Annotated in this window: 14 protein-coding genes; 6 read left to right on the top strand and 8 right to left on the bottom strand. The window is 41.5% G+C overall.

Features of this window, described 5'->3' with window-relative positions; translation table 11 throughout:
• Nucleotides 1–89: 89 nt before the first annotated feature.
• From AC570I_RS21090 to AC570I_RS21080, 3 genes are all read right to left on the bottom strand, one after another.
• Complete coding sequence (locus tag AC570I_RS21090) at nt 90–1,088, bottom strand: glycosyltransferase family protein (RefSeq protein ID WP_497407087.1); 999 nt, start codon at nt 1,086–1,088, stop codon at nt 90–92.
• Between the two features lie 21 nt (nt 1,089–1,109).
• Nucleotides 1,110–1,964 carry a UDP-2,3-diacylglucosamine diphosphatase gene (locus tag AC570I_RS21085; RefSeq protein WP_497407086.1) on the bottom strand — a complete coding sequence of 285 codons (855 nt, stop codon included), beginning with the start codon at nt 1,962–1,964 and terminating at the stop codon, nt 1,110–1,112.
• A 463-nt stretch (nt 1,965–2,427) separates the two neighbouring features.
• Nucleotides 2,428–4,917, bottom strand: a complete 2,490-nt coding sequence (locus AC570I_RS21080; RefSeq protein ID WP_497407085.1) for a YfhO family protein — start codon at nt 4,915–4,917, stop codon at nt 2,428–2,430.
• A gap of 130 nt (nt 4,918–5,047) precedes the next feature.
• On the opposite strand from AC570I_RS21080, the gene AC570I_RS21075 reads away from it, so the two are divergent.
• The gene (locus AC570I_RS21075; RefSeq protein WP_497407084.1) at nt 5,048–6,133 is read left to right on the top strand and encodes an alginate lyase family protein; all 1,086 of its coding nucleotides are present in this window, start codon (nt 5,048–5,050) and stop codon (nt 6,131–6,133) included.
• A gap of 100 nt (nt 6,134–6,233) precedes the next feature.
• Nucleotides 6,234–6,740 carry a GbsR/MarR family transcriptional regulator gene (locus tag AC570I_RS21070; protein WP_047800856.1) on the top strand — a complete coding sequence of 169 codons (507 nt, stop codon included), beginning with the start codon at nt 6,234–6,236 and terminating at the stop codon, nt 6,738–6,740.
• A gap of 43 nt (nt 6,741–6,783) precedes the next feature.
• Here the strand turns inward: AC570I_RS21070 and AC570I_RS21065 are convergent, their stop codons facing one another.
• The 5 genes from AC570I_RS21065 to AC570I_RS21045 all read right to left on the bottom strand — a co-directional run bounded on the left by AC570I_RS21065 (nt 6,784) and on the right by AC570I_RS21045 (nt 12,702).
• Nucleotides 6,784–7,032 (bottom strand): DUF4834 family protein, encoded by a 249-nt coding sequence (locus tag AC570I_RS21065; protein WP_497407083.1) that lies wholly within the window; start codon nt 7,030–7,032, stop codon nt 6,784–6,786.
• 128 nt (nt 7,033–7,160) lie between these two features.
• Nucleotides 7,161–7,358, bottom strand: coding sequence for a YwbE family protein (locus tag AC570I_RS21060; RefSeq protein ID WP_047800858.1), 198 nt, complete (start codon nt 7,356–7,358; stop codon nt 7,161–7,163).
• An 83-nt stretch (nt 7,359–7,441) separates the two neighbouring features.
• Complete coding sequence (gene uvrB / locus AC570I_RS21055) at nt 7,442–9,484, bottom strand: excinuclease ABC subunit UvrB (RefSeq protein ID WP_047800859.1); 2,043 nt, start codon at nt 9,482–9,484, stop codon at nt 7,442–7,444.
• A 249-nt stretch (nt 9,485–9,733) separates the two neighbouring features.
• A complete protein-coding gene (locus AC570I_RS21050) occupies nt 9,734–12,109 on the bottom strand; it encodes a M1 family metallopeptidase (protein WP_497407082.1) in 2,376 nt (791 codons plus the stop codon).
• 14 nt (nt 12,110–12,123) lie between these two features.
• Nucleotides 12,124–12,702: a HupE/UreJ family protein gene (locus AC570I_RS21045; protein WP_047800945.1), complete on the bottom strand. Its 579-nt coding sequence runs from the start codon at nt 12,700–12,702 to the stop codon at nt 12,124–12,126.
• Between the two features lie 99 nt (nt 12,703–12,801).
• Between AC570I_RS21045 and AC570I_RS21040 the strand changes: the two genes are divergently transcribed.
• The 4 genes from AC570I_RS21040 (at nt 12,802) to AC570I_RS21025 (ending at nt 16,186) form a co-directional block, all read left to right on the top strand.
• Nucleotides 12,802–13,314: a DUF6702 family protein gene (locus tag AC570I_RS21040; protein WP_497407081.1), complete on the top strand. Its 513-nt coding sequence runs from the start codon at nt 12,802–12,804 to the stop codon at nt 13,312–13,314.
• Nucleotides 13,315–13,445: 131 nt separating this feature from the next.
• The gene (locus AC570I_RS21035) at nt 13,446–14,714 is read left to right on the top strand and encodes a DUF7033 domain-containing protein (RefSeq protein ID WP_497407080.1); all 1,269 of its coding nucleotides are present in this window, start codon (nt 13,446–13,448) and stop codon (nt 14,712–14,714) included.
• Between the two features lie 69 nt (nt 14,715–14,783).
• Nucleotides 14,784–15,431 (top strand): uracil phosphoribosyltransferase, encoded by a 648-nt coding sequence (upp, locus tag AC570I_RS21030; RefSeq protein ID WP_497407079.1) that lies wholly within the window; start codon nt 14,784–14,786, stop codon nt 15,429–15,431.
• A 56-nt stretch (nt 15,432–15,487) separates the two neighbouring features.
• Nucleotides 15,488–16,186, top strand: coding sequence for a YjjG family noncanonical pyrimidine nucleotidase (locus AC570I_RS21025; protein ID WP_497407078.1), 699 nt, complete (start codon nt 15,488–15,490; stop codon nt 16,184–16,186).
• Nucleotides 16,187–16,188 lie beyond the last annotated feature (2 nt).

Here is a 16,188-nt window from a genome sequence, read left to right as displayed (position 1 = left end):
AATGGGGTTGAGCTTTCTAAACTGATTGATCATGCTTTTTTAAAGAGGAAGCAAAGTAAAGATAAAAAGCTGAAAGTGACAAGTAAGTATCACTTCTCACCTTTTCTCGCATACTTCTTCACCATGTCATCAATAATCTTCGCGGTTTCATCCGGGAAATCGAATTCATGTTTTTGTGGTTGCGCTACCCAGTTTTTCACAATCGGCAACCAGTTTCGGGTACTTCCCCAGATCACCGGGAGGCCAAACTGCTTCAAGGCATAGGCATTGCATTGCTGCTCAAACTGGAAACGCATTGGCGCGACCAGTAACTTTTTCTTCAGATACAGGGCTTCAGACGGGCCTTCAAAACCGCCACCGGTAAACAAACCTTCGCAGGTGGCGAGGCTGGTATTGAACTTTTCGTTATTCACGGGCTCTACCAGTACGTTTCCATGCTGATAGGCGACTTTGGTATGCTTGGAAAATACCTGCCATTGCACCTCAGGAAGCTGGATAAATAATTTAACGAGTCTTTTATCATCAATAGCCGGCAGATACACGGTATAATGCCCCAGGTTTTTATTCTGCAGGGACCTGATTTCAGAACGGATAACCGGCGTATGGATAAAGGTATCATAGCGATCGAAATGAAAGCCGATATGGTATTTAGTAGGTGCATACCTGCTCAGGATCAGTTTACCCCAGTCCAATGAACGCGGGCGGGGGACTTTCTTTGATTTAAAAGCAGCCTGGTGACTCAGCGATACGCAATCGATCCCCTGCAACTTACAGGCCCAGGCGCTAACGGGTTCGAAATCGTTAACAATCAGGTCGTATTCTTTAAGCGGAAGTTGTTTCATGTCTTTCCTGAAGCGGAAAAGGTTCATGTTCAGCCAGGTTTTAAAATGATCTACCCCGCCTTTTTTACCAAAAATAAAGCTGAAACCATGAAGCTGGTATTTGATCGGCTGACTCAATTTCACATCGGCCTGGGTGCCACTTACCAGGATGTCAAGTTCACCATACTGCTGAAGTAATGGAATAATCTCCCGTGCGCGGCTCACATGCCCGTTGCCTGTACCCTGAATTGCGTAAAGTATTTTCATTTAATGCTCCAATATCTAAATTTATTGGGCAATTTCATATTTTATATTCTGTAAAAGAATATTTATATCCAGTTTACTTTTTAAATCATCAGCATCAGACAAGATTCCCTCTTCTGTTTCATCTTTAATAAAATCCGCATGATTGTATTTAAATACCGTCCATTGCTGGTCGTGATACTCCAGTGCCGTTAAACTTTCCACCCAGTCGCCGCTGTTGAGATAGGTTACTTTTCCCTCATCGGTAGAAATTTCGCGCATTTCAGCCTGGTGGATATGTCCGCAAACTACGTAATCGTAGCCTTTTTCGATAGCCAGTTCGGCTGCTGTTTGTTCGAAGCTATTGATAAACTTAACGGCATCTTTAAACTTGGCCTTTATCTTTTTTGAAAAACTCATCTTCTCGCGGCCGGCTTTGGTGAGTACCCAATTGACCACACTGTTGAGCAGAATCAGGGTATCATAGCCTACCGCTCCCATTTTAGCCAGCCATTTAGAATGCTGCATGGTCACGTCGAACACGTCGCCATGGAAAAACCACCCCTTTTTGCCGTCCAGGTTGAGGATTAGTTTATTTTGCAGGTAGAACCCACCCATTTCCATGCCATCGAATTTGCGCAGCATTTCATCATGGTTACCTGTCAAATAATGTACCTGCACACCTTCTGAAACAAATTTCATCAGCTTGCGGATCACTTTCATGTGCGACTCCGGCCAGTAGCTTTTACTAAACTGCCAGATATCGATAATATCACCGTTGAGTATTAATGTTTTGGGCCTGATGCTTTTGAGATACTTCAGCAATTCTTTGGCGTGGCAACCATAGGTGCCCAGATGCACATCGGAAATTACGACTACATCAACATTTCTTTTACTCATAACCGGGATTTTTTAGGGGCAAAGATTTTGATACCGCTTGCAGCAAGCAGTTTAATTTAAAACGGGGATGTTTACCACTCTTCTTCCTCATCAAGTTTTACCTCAAAAGGACTAAAGAAATAAAGGATAACAATCAATAAACAAATGGCGAAAAAGGATTCCAGCATAACATCTGATTTAACAATACAAAAGTAAGACATTGAATATCAAACAAATGTTACGGGACTGTTAAATTTTTAGCAGGAAAGTTAAAGGGGTTGGAAAGTGCAATGCAGAAGGGAGACAGCGGCGAGCGGAGGGATAACCATCCAGGAGCAGAAAGGTTACAGGTGGAAAGCCGGGCAAACGTAACTTTAGCGCACAACAATAAAGATTAATGAAAACAAAGAATCCTGAGCTGAGGTGTCGAATATGACACTTCTGCTCAGGACTCCGTATGAAAATAAGGATTTTTGGCTAAAAATTAAGCTGCCTTTTTCTTCTTTTTGTTTTCTGAATAAAATCCGAAACCTAAACCGGCAAGCAATAAGATGGATCCGGCAAGTGAGATTTTTTCTCCTGCATAGTATGAGGTTGGGTGGAAAATGAATTCCAGTTTATGGTTACCACCTTCCAGTTGAGCGGCACGTAACACGTAGTCGGCCCTGAAATACGGCTTTTCTACACCATCGATATACATTTTCCAGCCTTTGTTGTAATAAATCTCCGAGAACACAGCGATCACATCTTTTGATGATGAATACTCATAGGTTAAATGATCTGGAGTGTAGGTGGTCAACTTGATAAAACCTTCCACACCTGTACCCAAACGTTTGGTATCGATTAAGCCTTTATAGCTCTCATCTACAATAGCTTCTTTTTTGGCGTCGAAACTGCTGATGGCTTTCATTTCCTCATCAGAATTCTTCGCAAACTGCACACTTTGTACAAACCAGGCATTACCCGCAGCCGTTTGGTTACGCTGCATTTTGTAAGAACCGTTTTGAGGATCCTGAGTAATGATGTATTTGGTATTCAACATATCCAGTACATCCTGATTGATGCTTTTGGTTAACTGATTATCCACCAGTTCCTGAAAACGTTTTAAACGCGCAGAGTGGAAACCACCAACTGTTTTGTGGAAGTAAGAGGTTTCAGCACTTTTAAACGGATCGCCCAGTGATAAATCGAATACCCTGAAGTTAGGATCTTTATCTGCCGAGATCAGCGGATCGATATCTCTTGGCTGATAGTGGTTAGCCAGGTCCGATTTGCTTACGAAATTCTGATTGTTTAAGTAACGGCGATCTACCTGCCATAAATCTACCAGGATGAAAAATGCCAGTAGTCCGAAGGCCAGTTGCATGTTCATTTTTTTGGTAATGAATGCCCAGGTGATACCAAAGCCCAGGGCAATAAACAATAAGGTACGCAAAGCATCTGCACGCGCCAAAGCGACACGGTCGGCCACTACGCCATTTAATATTTCGATAGCAGCACCCCGGTTATTTTGTAAGGTTTGTGCCAGGGCATCTAATATCTGCGCCTGATTGGCCTGGGTAAAACTGAAAAACGCGGTAGGCAGTACGGCTACGATAAGTGCAAAACCTCCGGTAATGGCGGCCGACCAGGTCAGGCGTTTAACCAGGTATTTCTGATCGTACTGACCTTCCTGTGCTTCCTTAATTGCCAGAATAGCCAATAAAGGAACCAGAAAGCCTACAACGGCCAGGATCGATTCTACCGCACGGAATTTATTGTACCCGGGCAGGTAATCGAAGAAGATATCGGAGATTAACGGGAAGTTTGAACCGAAGGAAAGGAACATCAGTAAAATACTGGTTCCTAAAATCCACCATTTCCAGCGGTGCTTTACAATGAATAATCCGAATACAAAGAGCATACAGATAATGGCACCGAAATAATATGGCCCAGAGGTACCGGGTTTGTTTCCCCAGTACTGGTTGGTACCGAAGTTTTGCGCCACATAACCAATAGCCTGACGAGGATCTACTCCCTGAAGGTTTTTCTCAACCGCTTTATAGGTATTGCTCTCCGGCTTGATCATTTCATCGATGCTGCTGGCACCGCCATAAATATCGGGAATCAGAAAAGAGAAGCTTTCGCCAACACCCTGGCTCCATTGATAAGCATAATCTTTATCTAAACCGTTCGCAGGCTCAGCTTTATCAGTGGTTAAATTAGACTTTCCACGGATGGTTTCTTTTCCATATTCATAGGTTGTCCACAAGGTACCTGCATTTACCAGAACGGCAAGGAAAAGACCTGCAACGATATAGGCAATAGACTTACCAAATGTGGCCAGCTGTTTTGCTTTGATGGCATGGTAAAGTTCGATACAGGCCAGGATGAATAACGCGATGAACAGATAATAGGTCATCTGGATGTGGTTAGAACGGATTTCCAGTGCCATGAACAAGGCGAGTAAACTTCCGCCAACCAGATAACGGCCTCTTAATGTAAGGATAATAGCGGCCAGAATCGGCGCAAAAAAGCCGATCGCCAGCGCTTTATTGCTGTGACCTGCGGCGATAATAATGAAGTTATAGGAAGTAAATGCAAACGCAATGGCTCCTGCCGCAGCCAGCCAGGGGTTGATTCTGAGTACACAGAACAATAGATAAGCGCCAAGAAGGTATACTAAAACGGTTCCAACCGGATCGGGAAAAACACCTTTAATTACATCAATACCATAGGTGGTAATGTTAAGCGGATACTGCACCCAGATCTGGTAGGCCGGCATCCCGCCAAACATCTGGTTAGTCCATAGCGGACCTTTTCCAGTGGCTTCCTTCACATCCATAATTTCTTTCTGCATGGCTTTGGCCTGCAAAACATCGCCCTGCTGAGGTGCCTTCCCCTGTAACACAGGACTGAAGTAGGCAAAAGTAATGACTACAAAAAACGCTATAATGGCAAGGTGGATGCCATTTCTATTGAACCAGTTATTCATTAAGGTTTGTTTAAGTTTAAACGAAGGTCAAAAATAAAAATTTGGGCGGTATAAAAAAGGAATAAATTAAATGCACGTCGAATAAATAATTAGTTTTGTATATAGTATAATCAAATTTAAGCCATTTATAATGAGAATTTTTGCTTTGATCTGTCTCCTTACGGGAATCAATTTTGTTGCTTACAGTCAGACGGTAAGTTTGAACGCAAAAGAAATTAAAAAGCTGAAAGCATGGATTAAACAAGATGCAGCAGCTAAAAATACCTATGCGCAGTTTGAGCAGGACGGGCTGAAATACCTGAATGAAGCACCCAATCCTTTGGATACGATCAGGACTGAAGGTTTGTTAAAAGGAAATCCAAAAAAGATAAAAACATGGCTGGGGTTCAAGGATATGGATAAAATGTATACCCTTGCATTGCTCTACCGGTTAACAGGTGATCCAAAATACCTGGATAAAAGCACCTCTTTTCTGCTGTCATGGGCAAAAATAAACCGCCCGAATGGCAATCCGATTGATGATACCAATGTGGATAAGGCTGTTGAAGCTTATGACCTGATTAAAGATAATCTTGCAGTCAAAGATCGTGAGGTGATTACGAAATGGCTTGCTGAAACGGCGTGGGCAGAGGTGAACAGTGTGCGGATGAAACCAGGAAGGGCTACCGCCATCAATAACTGGAATGCCCACCGGTTAAAAGTTGTCGGGGAGATTGCTTATGCCATAGATAGCCGGGAGCTGATTCAATGGACCATTGACAACCTGAAAAGCCACATCAACATCAACTTATATGCTGATGGAACGAGCCTTGATTTTAAGGAGCGTGATGCTATGCATTATCATATCTACGACCTGCAGCCCATGCTTAAGCTTGCCATCATCATCGACCGGGCAAAGGGATCAAACTTTTATACCTACGAATCGCCTAAAGGCGCCTCGATCAAGAAATCTGTTGATTGGTTGCTTCCTTATATGGAAGGCAAAAAACAGCATGAAGAGTATGTGCATACCACGGTTCAGTTCGACCGCGACCGGGCAAAAAATAATGAGCCTGGTTTTGCAGCCGGTACCATGTTCGAGCCTAAAATGGCGCTACCCGTGGTGGAGCTATCGGTTTATTTTGATGCCAGTCAGAAAAAATTGCTGCAAGAATTGAGTAACGGCGAATCAATGCAGTCTCTGACCAATCAGATTCAGCGGGAAAGCATCAGGTAGTTTCAACAGGAGAAGATCAGGTGTTTTAAGCAGAAATATCTGAGATAGATAAACTTTCAATAATTTTTGAAAACATAAAAATTATGGGTTATCTTTAGATATGGAATTAGCAGCAGCGAAACTTAAATTTATAGAAGCCTGGGGAAAGCTGGGCTCCGAATGGGGAATCAACCGCACCATGGCACAGGTGCATGCACTGCTGCTGATCTCTCCGGAGGCGCTTACCACGGAAGACATTATGGAAAGTTTGAGTATTTCCAGGGGCAATGCCAATATGACCCTTCGCGATTTAATTGGCTGGGGTTTGATTGAAAAGCAACACAAAGCCGGAGAGCGGAAAGAATATTTCTTTGCGGACAAAGATGTGTGGAACATCTCCCGTCAGGTGGCCAAAGAACGTAAAAAACGTGAGCTGGAGCCTGTACTGAAGATTCTCGGTGAACTATCGGCTGTGGAGGGTGATGAAAAGGATCCGAACTATACCACTTTTAAAAAGTCGATTACTGACATCAATAAACTGGCTGTGAATGTTGATAAGACCTTTGAGGCGATGCTGAAAGCAGAAGAAAGCTGGTTCTGGGGATCGGTTTTGAAGGTATTTAAGTAGCGTTAAGTATCAGGTATGTATACCTGATACTCCTATTATAAAATTATTTAACCTCTTCGTAATCTACAAAATCACCGAGTTTATCGGTTTTACCTGTTTGCTGGGGCGGCATGTAATCGATTGATATAGAACCTTCAGGCTTTGTACGTTTTTGTTGCTGTCCTTGTCCGCCGGCCTGTTGCTGGGCTTTACTGACAAGGTTACTGAAAAGCATCGGCAATATCAGTTTGATCAGCATTCTGATGATCCAAAGTACCAATATAGCGATGAATATGAATTTAATTAATCCCATTTCTTTTAATTACTGTTAATACAAATATAGACGTCGCAATTTTTATTTTGTTACTTTTTGGGCCTTTAATTGCTTTTTCATTACAAAATGTTACGTAATCGAGCTGTATTAGCTACCATTGCTGGCCTTCAATCTTCAACAATCTCAGCTACCCTCCCGATCTGTCCATCCTCGAGTCTGACTTTAATACCCCTCGAATGAAAGGCGGATGAAGTTAACAGATTTTGAACTACACCGTAAGTAATTACGCCTGACCGCTGATCTTTCTTCAATATAATTCCTACTTCGAGTCCCGGGTAAATATCTTTTCTGTTTTGACCATTCATAATGCAATGTTTTAATAATGGGCAAAGATCAGAATTTTATTTCAATGACAACAACTCCGGGTAATCCGGATGAAGTTTTACACTTATTTCGCGAACTTCTCATTATACATTTTCTCCAAAGCAAACATTTCATCACGCAGCTTTGCGGCTTGTAAAAAGTCCATTCCTTTGGCTGCTTTCTGCATATCTTTCCGGGTATTGTCGATGGCTTTTTGCAGTTCGGCTTTACCCATATATTGCACAATAGGATCGGCCGCGATACTGATTTCCGCATTCTCAATATATGCCCTTGCTTTATTATCACTGGCTTTTTGTGAGAAGTCGAGTACTGAAGTTTGTTCCAGGATGGCTTCCCTCGATTTTCCGACCGTTTTAGGGGTAATGCCATGTTCCAGGTTATAGGCAATTTGCTTTTCCCTGCGGCGGTTGGTTTCGTCGATGGTTTTCTCCATACTATCTGTTATCCCGTCGGCGTACATAATTACCCTTCCCCGATCGTTACGGGCGGCTCGACCGATGGTTTGAATCAACGACTTTTCTGAGCGGAGAAACCCTTCTTTATCCGCATCGAGGATGGCCACCAATGTAACTTCAGGTAAATCCAGTCCCTCTCTAAGCAGGTTGATCCCTACCAGAACATCAAATTCACCCAGGCGCAGTCCACGAAGGATCTCTACCCTTTCCAGCGTTTTGATTTCGGAGTGGATGTACCGGGTTTTAATATTCAAGCGGTCGAGGTATTTGGTTAATTCTTCTGCCATGCGTTTGGTGAGGGTGGTCACCAGGATACGCCCTCCATCTTTAATGGTCAGATCGATCTCATCTAACAGATCATCAACCTGATTTATTGCCGGTCGGATTTCAATGATGGGATCTAACAAACCGGTTGGCCGGATCACCTGCTCAACCACTACACCTTCAGATTTTTCCAGTTCGTATTCCGCTGGTGTGGCACTTACATATATCGTTTGCGGTGCCAGGGCTTCGAACTCATTGAAGTTTAACGGACGGTTATCTAATGCTGCAGGTAAACGGAAGCCATATTCCACGAGTGATAATTTCCGCGACCTGTCTCCGCCGTACATGGCCCTGATTTGCGGAACCGTTACGTGGCTCTCGTCAATCACCATCAGGTAATCATCAGGGAAATAATCGAGCAGGCAGAATGGGCGCATACCAGGTTGTCGGCCATCAAAAAAGCGCGAATAGTTTTCGATACCGGAACAATAACCCAGCTCTTTCATCATTTCGATATCAAAATTGGTTCGTTCTTCCAGGCGCTTCGCTTCAAGTAAATGTTTATCGCCAATCAGCTGATTCTTCCTCACTTCCAGTTCCTCCTGAATACCCCATATAGACTGGTTAAAACGATCTTTTGGAGTAACGAAGAGATTGGCCGGATAAATGGCCATGTTTTCCAGTTTTTCCAGTGTTTTTCCGGTTACCGGATCAATGGCTGAAAGTTCTTCAATATCATCACCAAAGAAAGATATCCGGTAGGCATGATCCAGGTAGGCCGGATAAATATCAACGGTATCGCCTTTGACCCTGAAGGTACCGCGTTTAAATTCGGTAGTGGTTCGGGAATATAAAATCTCAACGAGACTATGTAAAAAGGCATTTCTCGATATTCTTAGTCCCACAGCAAAACGGAAAACCATTCGGGAAAAGTCTTCCGGATTACCCATACCATATATACATGAAATAGAAGAAACCACAATGATATCCCTTCTGCCGCTCATGAGAGAAGAAGTGGTCCTTAAACGTAGTTTTTCGATTTCCTCATTGATACTTAAATCTTTCTCTATATAGGTATTGCTTGAAGCGATAAAGGCTTCAGGCTGATAGTAATCGTAATAGGATACAAAGTAATTGACCGAATTTTCGGGAAAGAAATTCTTGAACTCACCATACAATTGTGCTGCTAGTGTTTTATTGTGACTTAAAATCAGTGTAGGCTTCTGTGTTTGCTCAATTACGTTGGCTACAGTAAAAGTTTTCCCTGAACCGGTAACGCCCAGCAGTGTTTGATAGTGCTCATTTGCATTGACACCATCTACCAGTTGTTTTATTGCCGTAGGCTGATCACCTGTTGGTTTGTATTCTGAAGTGATTTTGAATTTCATCGTTGTATCAAATATACGATTTAAAGAACAGAGGTGATAACAGATTAAAGTCAGGATAGTTTAACACACCTGTTGCATCGTAATACAAAATCTATGTAATTTCAAAATAAAAGCTATGTAATTTCAAAATAGAGGTTATGTAATTTCAAAATAGCGATACAATTTTCCTGGCATAGATGGAAGCCATACAAATAAAAATCCCCCGCTGATTTGTCTTCAGCGAGGGATCTAAAATTTTAACTTCAGTAATTATTTGCTTCCTGCAACTTTCATTGGGTTGGCTCCAACAGACTGGCCTCTAACGGCACCACCTGTTTTGGCTTTGAAGGCCCTGAACTTGCTTTCTTTGGCTTTACCGCCCCAGGTATTGTTGGTGGTATCAATATCGGCAGTTTCACGAAGCGGATCAACCAAAATAGATTCTACCTCTTTATCTTTAACATAAAACTTTGAAGTTTTCAGTTCATTATGTCTCCAGATTTGTGCAGGGATACGGTCGATTTCCTTAGTACCATCTTTATAGGTAAACTCTACAATAACCGGCATCACTAAACCGCCCCTATTGCTAAAATTTAACTCATACAGGAATTTGTCTTTATATTTTGCCTGGTCACTCTCAGGTACAACCTCAAAAGGCATACCCATCTCTACTTTATTCGTGATGTTCGTATCAATGCTGACCATTCCCCTGTCGTATTTGTAATAGAAATCCTGTGCGGCTGTGTTTTTGTCAACATAAAAACCGATCTTCTTATCTTCACGGTTTCTGATTTTTGAAATGTCTTCAAACGCATTCACAGCAGGTTTATCGATTTTTACCATTCTTGACCTGGCGGCAGGAACATCTTTAGGAAAATCTGCTTTTGCAAATTTTACGCTGTCCAGAGCGATATCACAAGGCTCAGTTCCATAGAACCACCCTCTCCAGAACCAATCTAAATCCTCACCACTGGCATCTTCCATGGTACGGAATAAATCTGCAGGTTCAGGGTGTTTGAAAGCCCATCTTCTGGCGTATTCTTTAAAAGCATAATCAAATAACTCTCTTCCCATAATGGTTTCACGGAGGATATTTAAACCAGTGGCAGGTTTTGAATAGGCATTCGGACCGAAACGTGCAATGTTTTCTGAGTTGGTCATGATCGGCTCCAGCTCGTCCTTTGGTAATTTCATGTAATCAACAATGGTATAAGCAGGGCCTTTTTTACTTGGGAATTTATTATCCCAAAGTTCTTCTGTTAAGTATTCAACAAAAGAGTTCAAACCTTCATCCATCCAGGTCCACTGGCGTTCATCACTATTTACAATCATCGGGAAAAAGTTGTGACCAACCTCATGAATAATTACCCCCAACATGCCGTTTTTGGTGCTTTCGCTATAAGTTCCGTCAGCATCGGTACGGCCATAGTTGAAACAGATCATCGGATATTCCATGCCGTTGGCTGCTTCGATACTCTGCGCAACAGGATAAGGATAAGGAATAGTGAAATCAGAATACGTTTTAATGGTATGGGCTACTGCGCGGGTAGAGAACTTGCTATATAAGTTATAGGCTTCTTTACCATAGAAACTCATACACATTACGGTGTTATTGTTGGCTTGTATTTTTTGAGGCATTGCATCCCAGATGAATTTGCGGGATGATGTCCATGCAAAGTCACGAACGTTGTTGGCATTGAATACCCAGGTTTTTTTAGCTGTTGATTTTTTAGCTTCAGCAAGTTTAGCTTCGGCTAAAGTCTGGATTTCTACCGGAGCAGAAGCCGTTTTCGCGGTGTTATAACGGCTTAATTGTGTTGGAGATAATACAGCACTATAGTTAATACACTCTCCTGTTGAACCAACCAGGTGATCGGCAGGAACGGTCATTTGTACTTTGAAATCACCAAAGGTTAAAGCAAACTCTCCCCTTCCGGTAAACTGATGATTTTGCCAGCCCTGGAAATCGCTATACACACATAAACGTGGGTACCATTGTGTCATGGTGAACAAATAATTGCCATCGGCAGGGAAAAATTCATACCCCCCACGGCCGCCAACGCTCATCCTGTCGGTAATTTTATAGTTCCAGTCGATATTGAAGATGAATTTCTGACCTGTTCTTAAAGCCACAGGCAAATCGACCCTCATCATGGTTTTGTTGACGGTATATTTCAGGCTCTTACCGGTAGCATCGGTGAGTTTGTTAATGTTAATTCCGTTGCCATTATCTGTTTTGGCACTTAACTGATCCAGAGACTGGACGGTGCCTGCAACAGGCATTTTAGTGGCATCCTGATAATTGGAGCTTTTGCTGGTGCTGTGTTCGTTCTCATCTAACTGCAACCAGATATAGGTTAAAGGATCAGGTGAATTGTTGGTATAAGTTACCGTTTCAGATCCTGTTAACAACAGGTTTTTCTCATCCAGCTCACATTTGATGTTATAATCGGCACGTTGCTGCCAGTATTTAACTCCTGGTGCACCACTGGCTGTACGCTGTTCATTCGGTGTTGGTAAAATGGTGCCCAGCTGCTCAAACTTATTTCCATGGTTGCTGCCTGGATTGTTTTGAATGTTCTGAGCCATAGCCATGCCACCCGAAAGGAGCAGCAGACTAGTGGTGATTGTAAATAATTTATTCATTTGTTCTTAGTTAGTTAAAAAGGGATGCGCTCTAAAGCCATTTTTAGTGCGAGGGAAAATACGCCGGCCGATATAAACAATACCCAGCTCATGCGTTTAATTCTTGTATAGTTAAATATAACAAAAGTAATCAGCAGAATAATCAACACGACAAAAATCTGTCCGGCTTCCAGGCCTAAGTTGAAGCCAAACAGTCCCCAACCCAAATGCTGATCTTTGGCCAGCATCATCCGGATGGAGTTTGCAAAGCCCATTCCGTGGATTAAACCGAATCCAAGTGCAAAAAAGTAATTGATCTTTACCGACTTCAAAGAAAAATTCTTTCTCAGCAAGTTACTCAGCGCAGTAATCACAATGGTACAGGGAATTAAAAATTCTACCCATTTACTTTCAAACCTGATTATATCCAGCACGCTTAACAGCAGCGTGGCAGAGTGACCTATGGTAAATGCAGTGACTAAGATTAATACCTGCTTTAGATTGGTATAGCTGTAAATGGCAACAAGCGCCAGAATAAAAAGCTGATGATCTAAAGCATCGGCACTAATAATGTGCTCCCACCCCAGTTTGAAGTAAAAAATAAAATCCTGCATCGGCATTATAAACAAATGAGCGTTTGTATTTTGCTTTTAGTTACTTTTGAAAGCTTAAAATTAGAGTTTTAATTATAAAAACGTATAAAATCAAATCAAATGCACGTGTTAAACACCAAATTTGTTACCATTATTATCACTTTCCTGTTTTTCGGATTGGCTAAAAGCGACAAACACCCCTTGCATGTGAGCACTACTGAGGTAAATTTTAACGCGAAAGAGAAAAGTCTGGAAATTAGCTGCAGGGTTTTTTCTGATGATTTTGAATCTATCCTGGCGAAGAGCTATAAACAGAAAACAGATTTATCTAACCCTGCTATGAAAGCTGCAATGGACGAGCTGGTGAAGAAATATATTTTAACTCACCTTTCGGTTAATGCAAACCGCAAGTCAGTAAAAATGAGTTACCTGGGTTTTGAAATGGACCACGAAGCCACGAACATTTACCTGGAAGTAGAGAAAGTACCAGCGGTAAAATCGATGGAAGTAACCAATACCATTCTTTATGATATGTTCGACGACCAGATGAGTATTGTTCATTTAGTAAAAGGAAATGTGAGAAAAAGCACTAAAATCCTTTACCCGGATAAGAAGTTTTCGGCAAACTTTTGAGTGTAATTTTTGTAATAGATATCAGGTTAGCATTAAAATACTGTTAAATTTATTATTCAGATATTACATTGAGATAATATAGGCTGAAGAATATTGTTGTATCTCTTTTAAGTTACTTTGATTATTAAGTTATGCACCTGATCGTTTTTTCCAAGCTACTCACCCCAAGGATAAAATATATCTTCAATTTTATATTTAAAGATATTTTAAAGTCCGAAGTCGAATTTACAGGCAATGCACAACATTTTTTACAAAGCCAGCAGTGCAAAATAAGCTATGGAGATATGCCACTGGCGGATGAATTGTTTTTTAAAAGTACTTCGCTGCTGTTTTCTAACAGGCTGGAGGAAGTAAAGGTAAAAAGCACTGAATTTGGTGGATATAAAGCACCTTTTCCGGTTGAAGATTCAGCATTACCTTTTGATGTATTCGCGGCATCTTTCTTTCTTGTTACGAGATATGAAGAATACCTCCATCAAAAGAAAACTGAAGATGAGTTTAGGGCATCAATGAGCCTTCAAAATAAATGGAAAATTCTGGAGAGGCCAATTATAGATGAATGGGCATTAATTGTAAAAAGTCTTCTCAAAAAGAAATACCCGGATTTTAAATTTCATGAAAAAAGCTTCTCTTCGCAGACTGCACTACACTTTCACCTTACAGCGGGTATTCCGAACGGCTTTCTAAATAAAACAAAATTTGTTTTCAGCAGTCTTTTTCAAAAAGAAAACAATTACCTCAGCGCCAGGTTTGATGAACTTACCGGAGTAAGGGTAAAAGATGAAACGGTGCTTGAACAATTGAAAACCAGCTTTGCAAAAAAAAACGTAAAGCCGGTATTCTTTATCAGCTTTCCTCATATTCCATCAGATTATATTCATAGAGTGCCCATTTCAGAAAGTCTTGGTAAAGCACCGGTAGGATTGCTTCGCCCCTGCGCAAGTGATAAAGAAAAAACCAACGTCATTAAAAATGACCTGGCTTTACTAAAGGAAACTTTCCCTGAACAGATTATTTCGATTAGTCAGCAAATGGAACCTTTGAAATTTCCAATATGCTATTTAAACATTTTAAACTTGGGTATCGTGGAAGATTATTCCATGGGGTATCAAAATAATTCAGGTTTTAGGGCTGGTACGGCAACACCTTTCAACTGGTACGATCTGCAGCTGGAGAAAGTTACCTCACTGGTGGTTCATTCTTACTGCATTGCAGATACCCAGCTACAGTACCTGAATCCGGCGGAGGCTAAGACTGAAATCGATAGCTACATCAAAGCAGTAAAGGTTGTTAATGGGAATTTCCTTTCCTCCTGGAACTTAAAAAGCCTTTCGACTAATCCAAAGTATAGAAAGCTAAATACGATGTTCAACCTGCTATTAACCGAGACGGCGGATTAAATAGGTTTTTTAAAAGATGTTCGGCCATTAATTGTTAATTTAGACAGCTCGTAACAAGCTAAAGAACAAATGACGATTTTTGACCTTAGTAAAACAAAATCTATTGCCAATACATTTATCGCTGAGCTTCGCGATGAAAACATCCAGAAGGATGCGATGCGTTTTCGTAAAAACCTGGAGCGCATTGGTGAGTTTTTCGCTTATGAGATTAGCAAATCACTGCACTATATTCAAAAAGACGTAACCACTCCGCTCGGCGTTTCGACATGTGAGGTTTTAGCTCAGCAACCTGTATTGGCAACAATTTTAAGGGCAGGCTTACCTTTACAGCAAGGGTTGCTTAATATTTTTGATCAGTCGGGCTGTTGCTTTATTTCGGCATTCCGCAAAACGGAGAAAAACGGCGACTTTAACATCCAGATGGATTATGTATCTACGCCCGATCTGGACGGGCGCATATTGATTATGGCAGATCCGATGCTGGCAACGGGCCGGAGCATGGTGATGTGTTGTAAGGAATTAATTAACCGCTACAAAATTGCAGAGCTTCACATTGTTGCTGCAATTGCCAGCACAGAGGGGGTTGCACACGTAAGGGCTAATTTACCAAAAGCAAAGTTATGGGTTGGCGCCATAGATGAGGAGATGACCAGTAAATCTTACATCGTTCCCGGGTTGGGTGATGCCGGAGATTTGGCCTATGGCACAAAGGTTTAATGAATTTGTGTGGATAAAGTTGATCTATATTTGTGAATCGCCCTACCTTTGTGACTATGTATCACCAAAAAAAACATATTTTCTTTGACCTGGATCATACCATCTGGGATTTTGACCGCAACGCTGAAGAGACTTTAAATGAGCTTTACCATACTTACGATTTGTGTTCTCTTGGACTGAACTCTTGTGCTGATTTTATTACTACTTATACGAAAAACAATCATCAGCTGTGGGCAGACTATCATCTGGGAAAAATTACCAAAGACTTTCTGAGATCAGAAAGATTTAGCAAAACTTTTATCCAGCTCGGTATTCAGCCGGAAAAGGTTCCGCATCAGTTCGAGAATGATTATGTTAATATCTCTCCTACAAAAACGAATCTGTTTGAAGGCGCAGAAGAGGTTTTAGGCTATCTTCAGCAAAAATATACGCTACATATCATTTCAAATGGTTTTAAAGAGACCACATTGACTAAAATGGATCTTTCAAATCTGAACCCTTACTTCGAGCACGTGATCATATCTGAAGATGTGGGGGTGAATAAACCGAATCCGCTGATTTTCGAATACGCACTGGATAAAGCACAAGCCCGCAAATCAGAGAGCATTATGATTGGCGACAGTCTGGAAGCGGACGTTTACGGTGCGATGGGATTTGGTATGGATACCATATTTTTTAATCCCTTGAGGAAAGATAAACCAGCGGATGTGGAAAGTGAAATCTCCCATTTAAGGGAACTTTTGTGGCTATTCTAATA

The organism is Pedobacter sp. A2324 (assembly GCF_059693705.1).
This window is presented reverse-complemented; position numbering and strand designations above follow the sequence as displayed.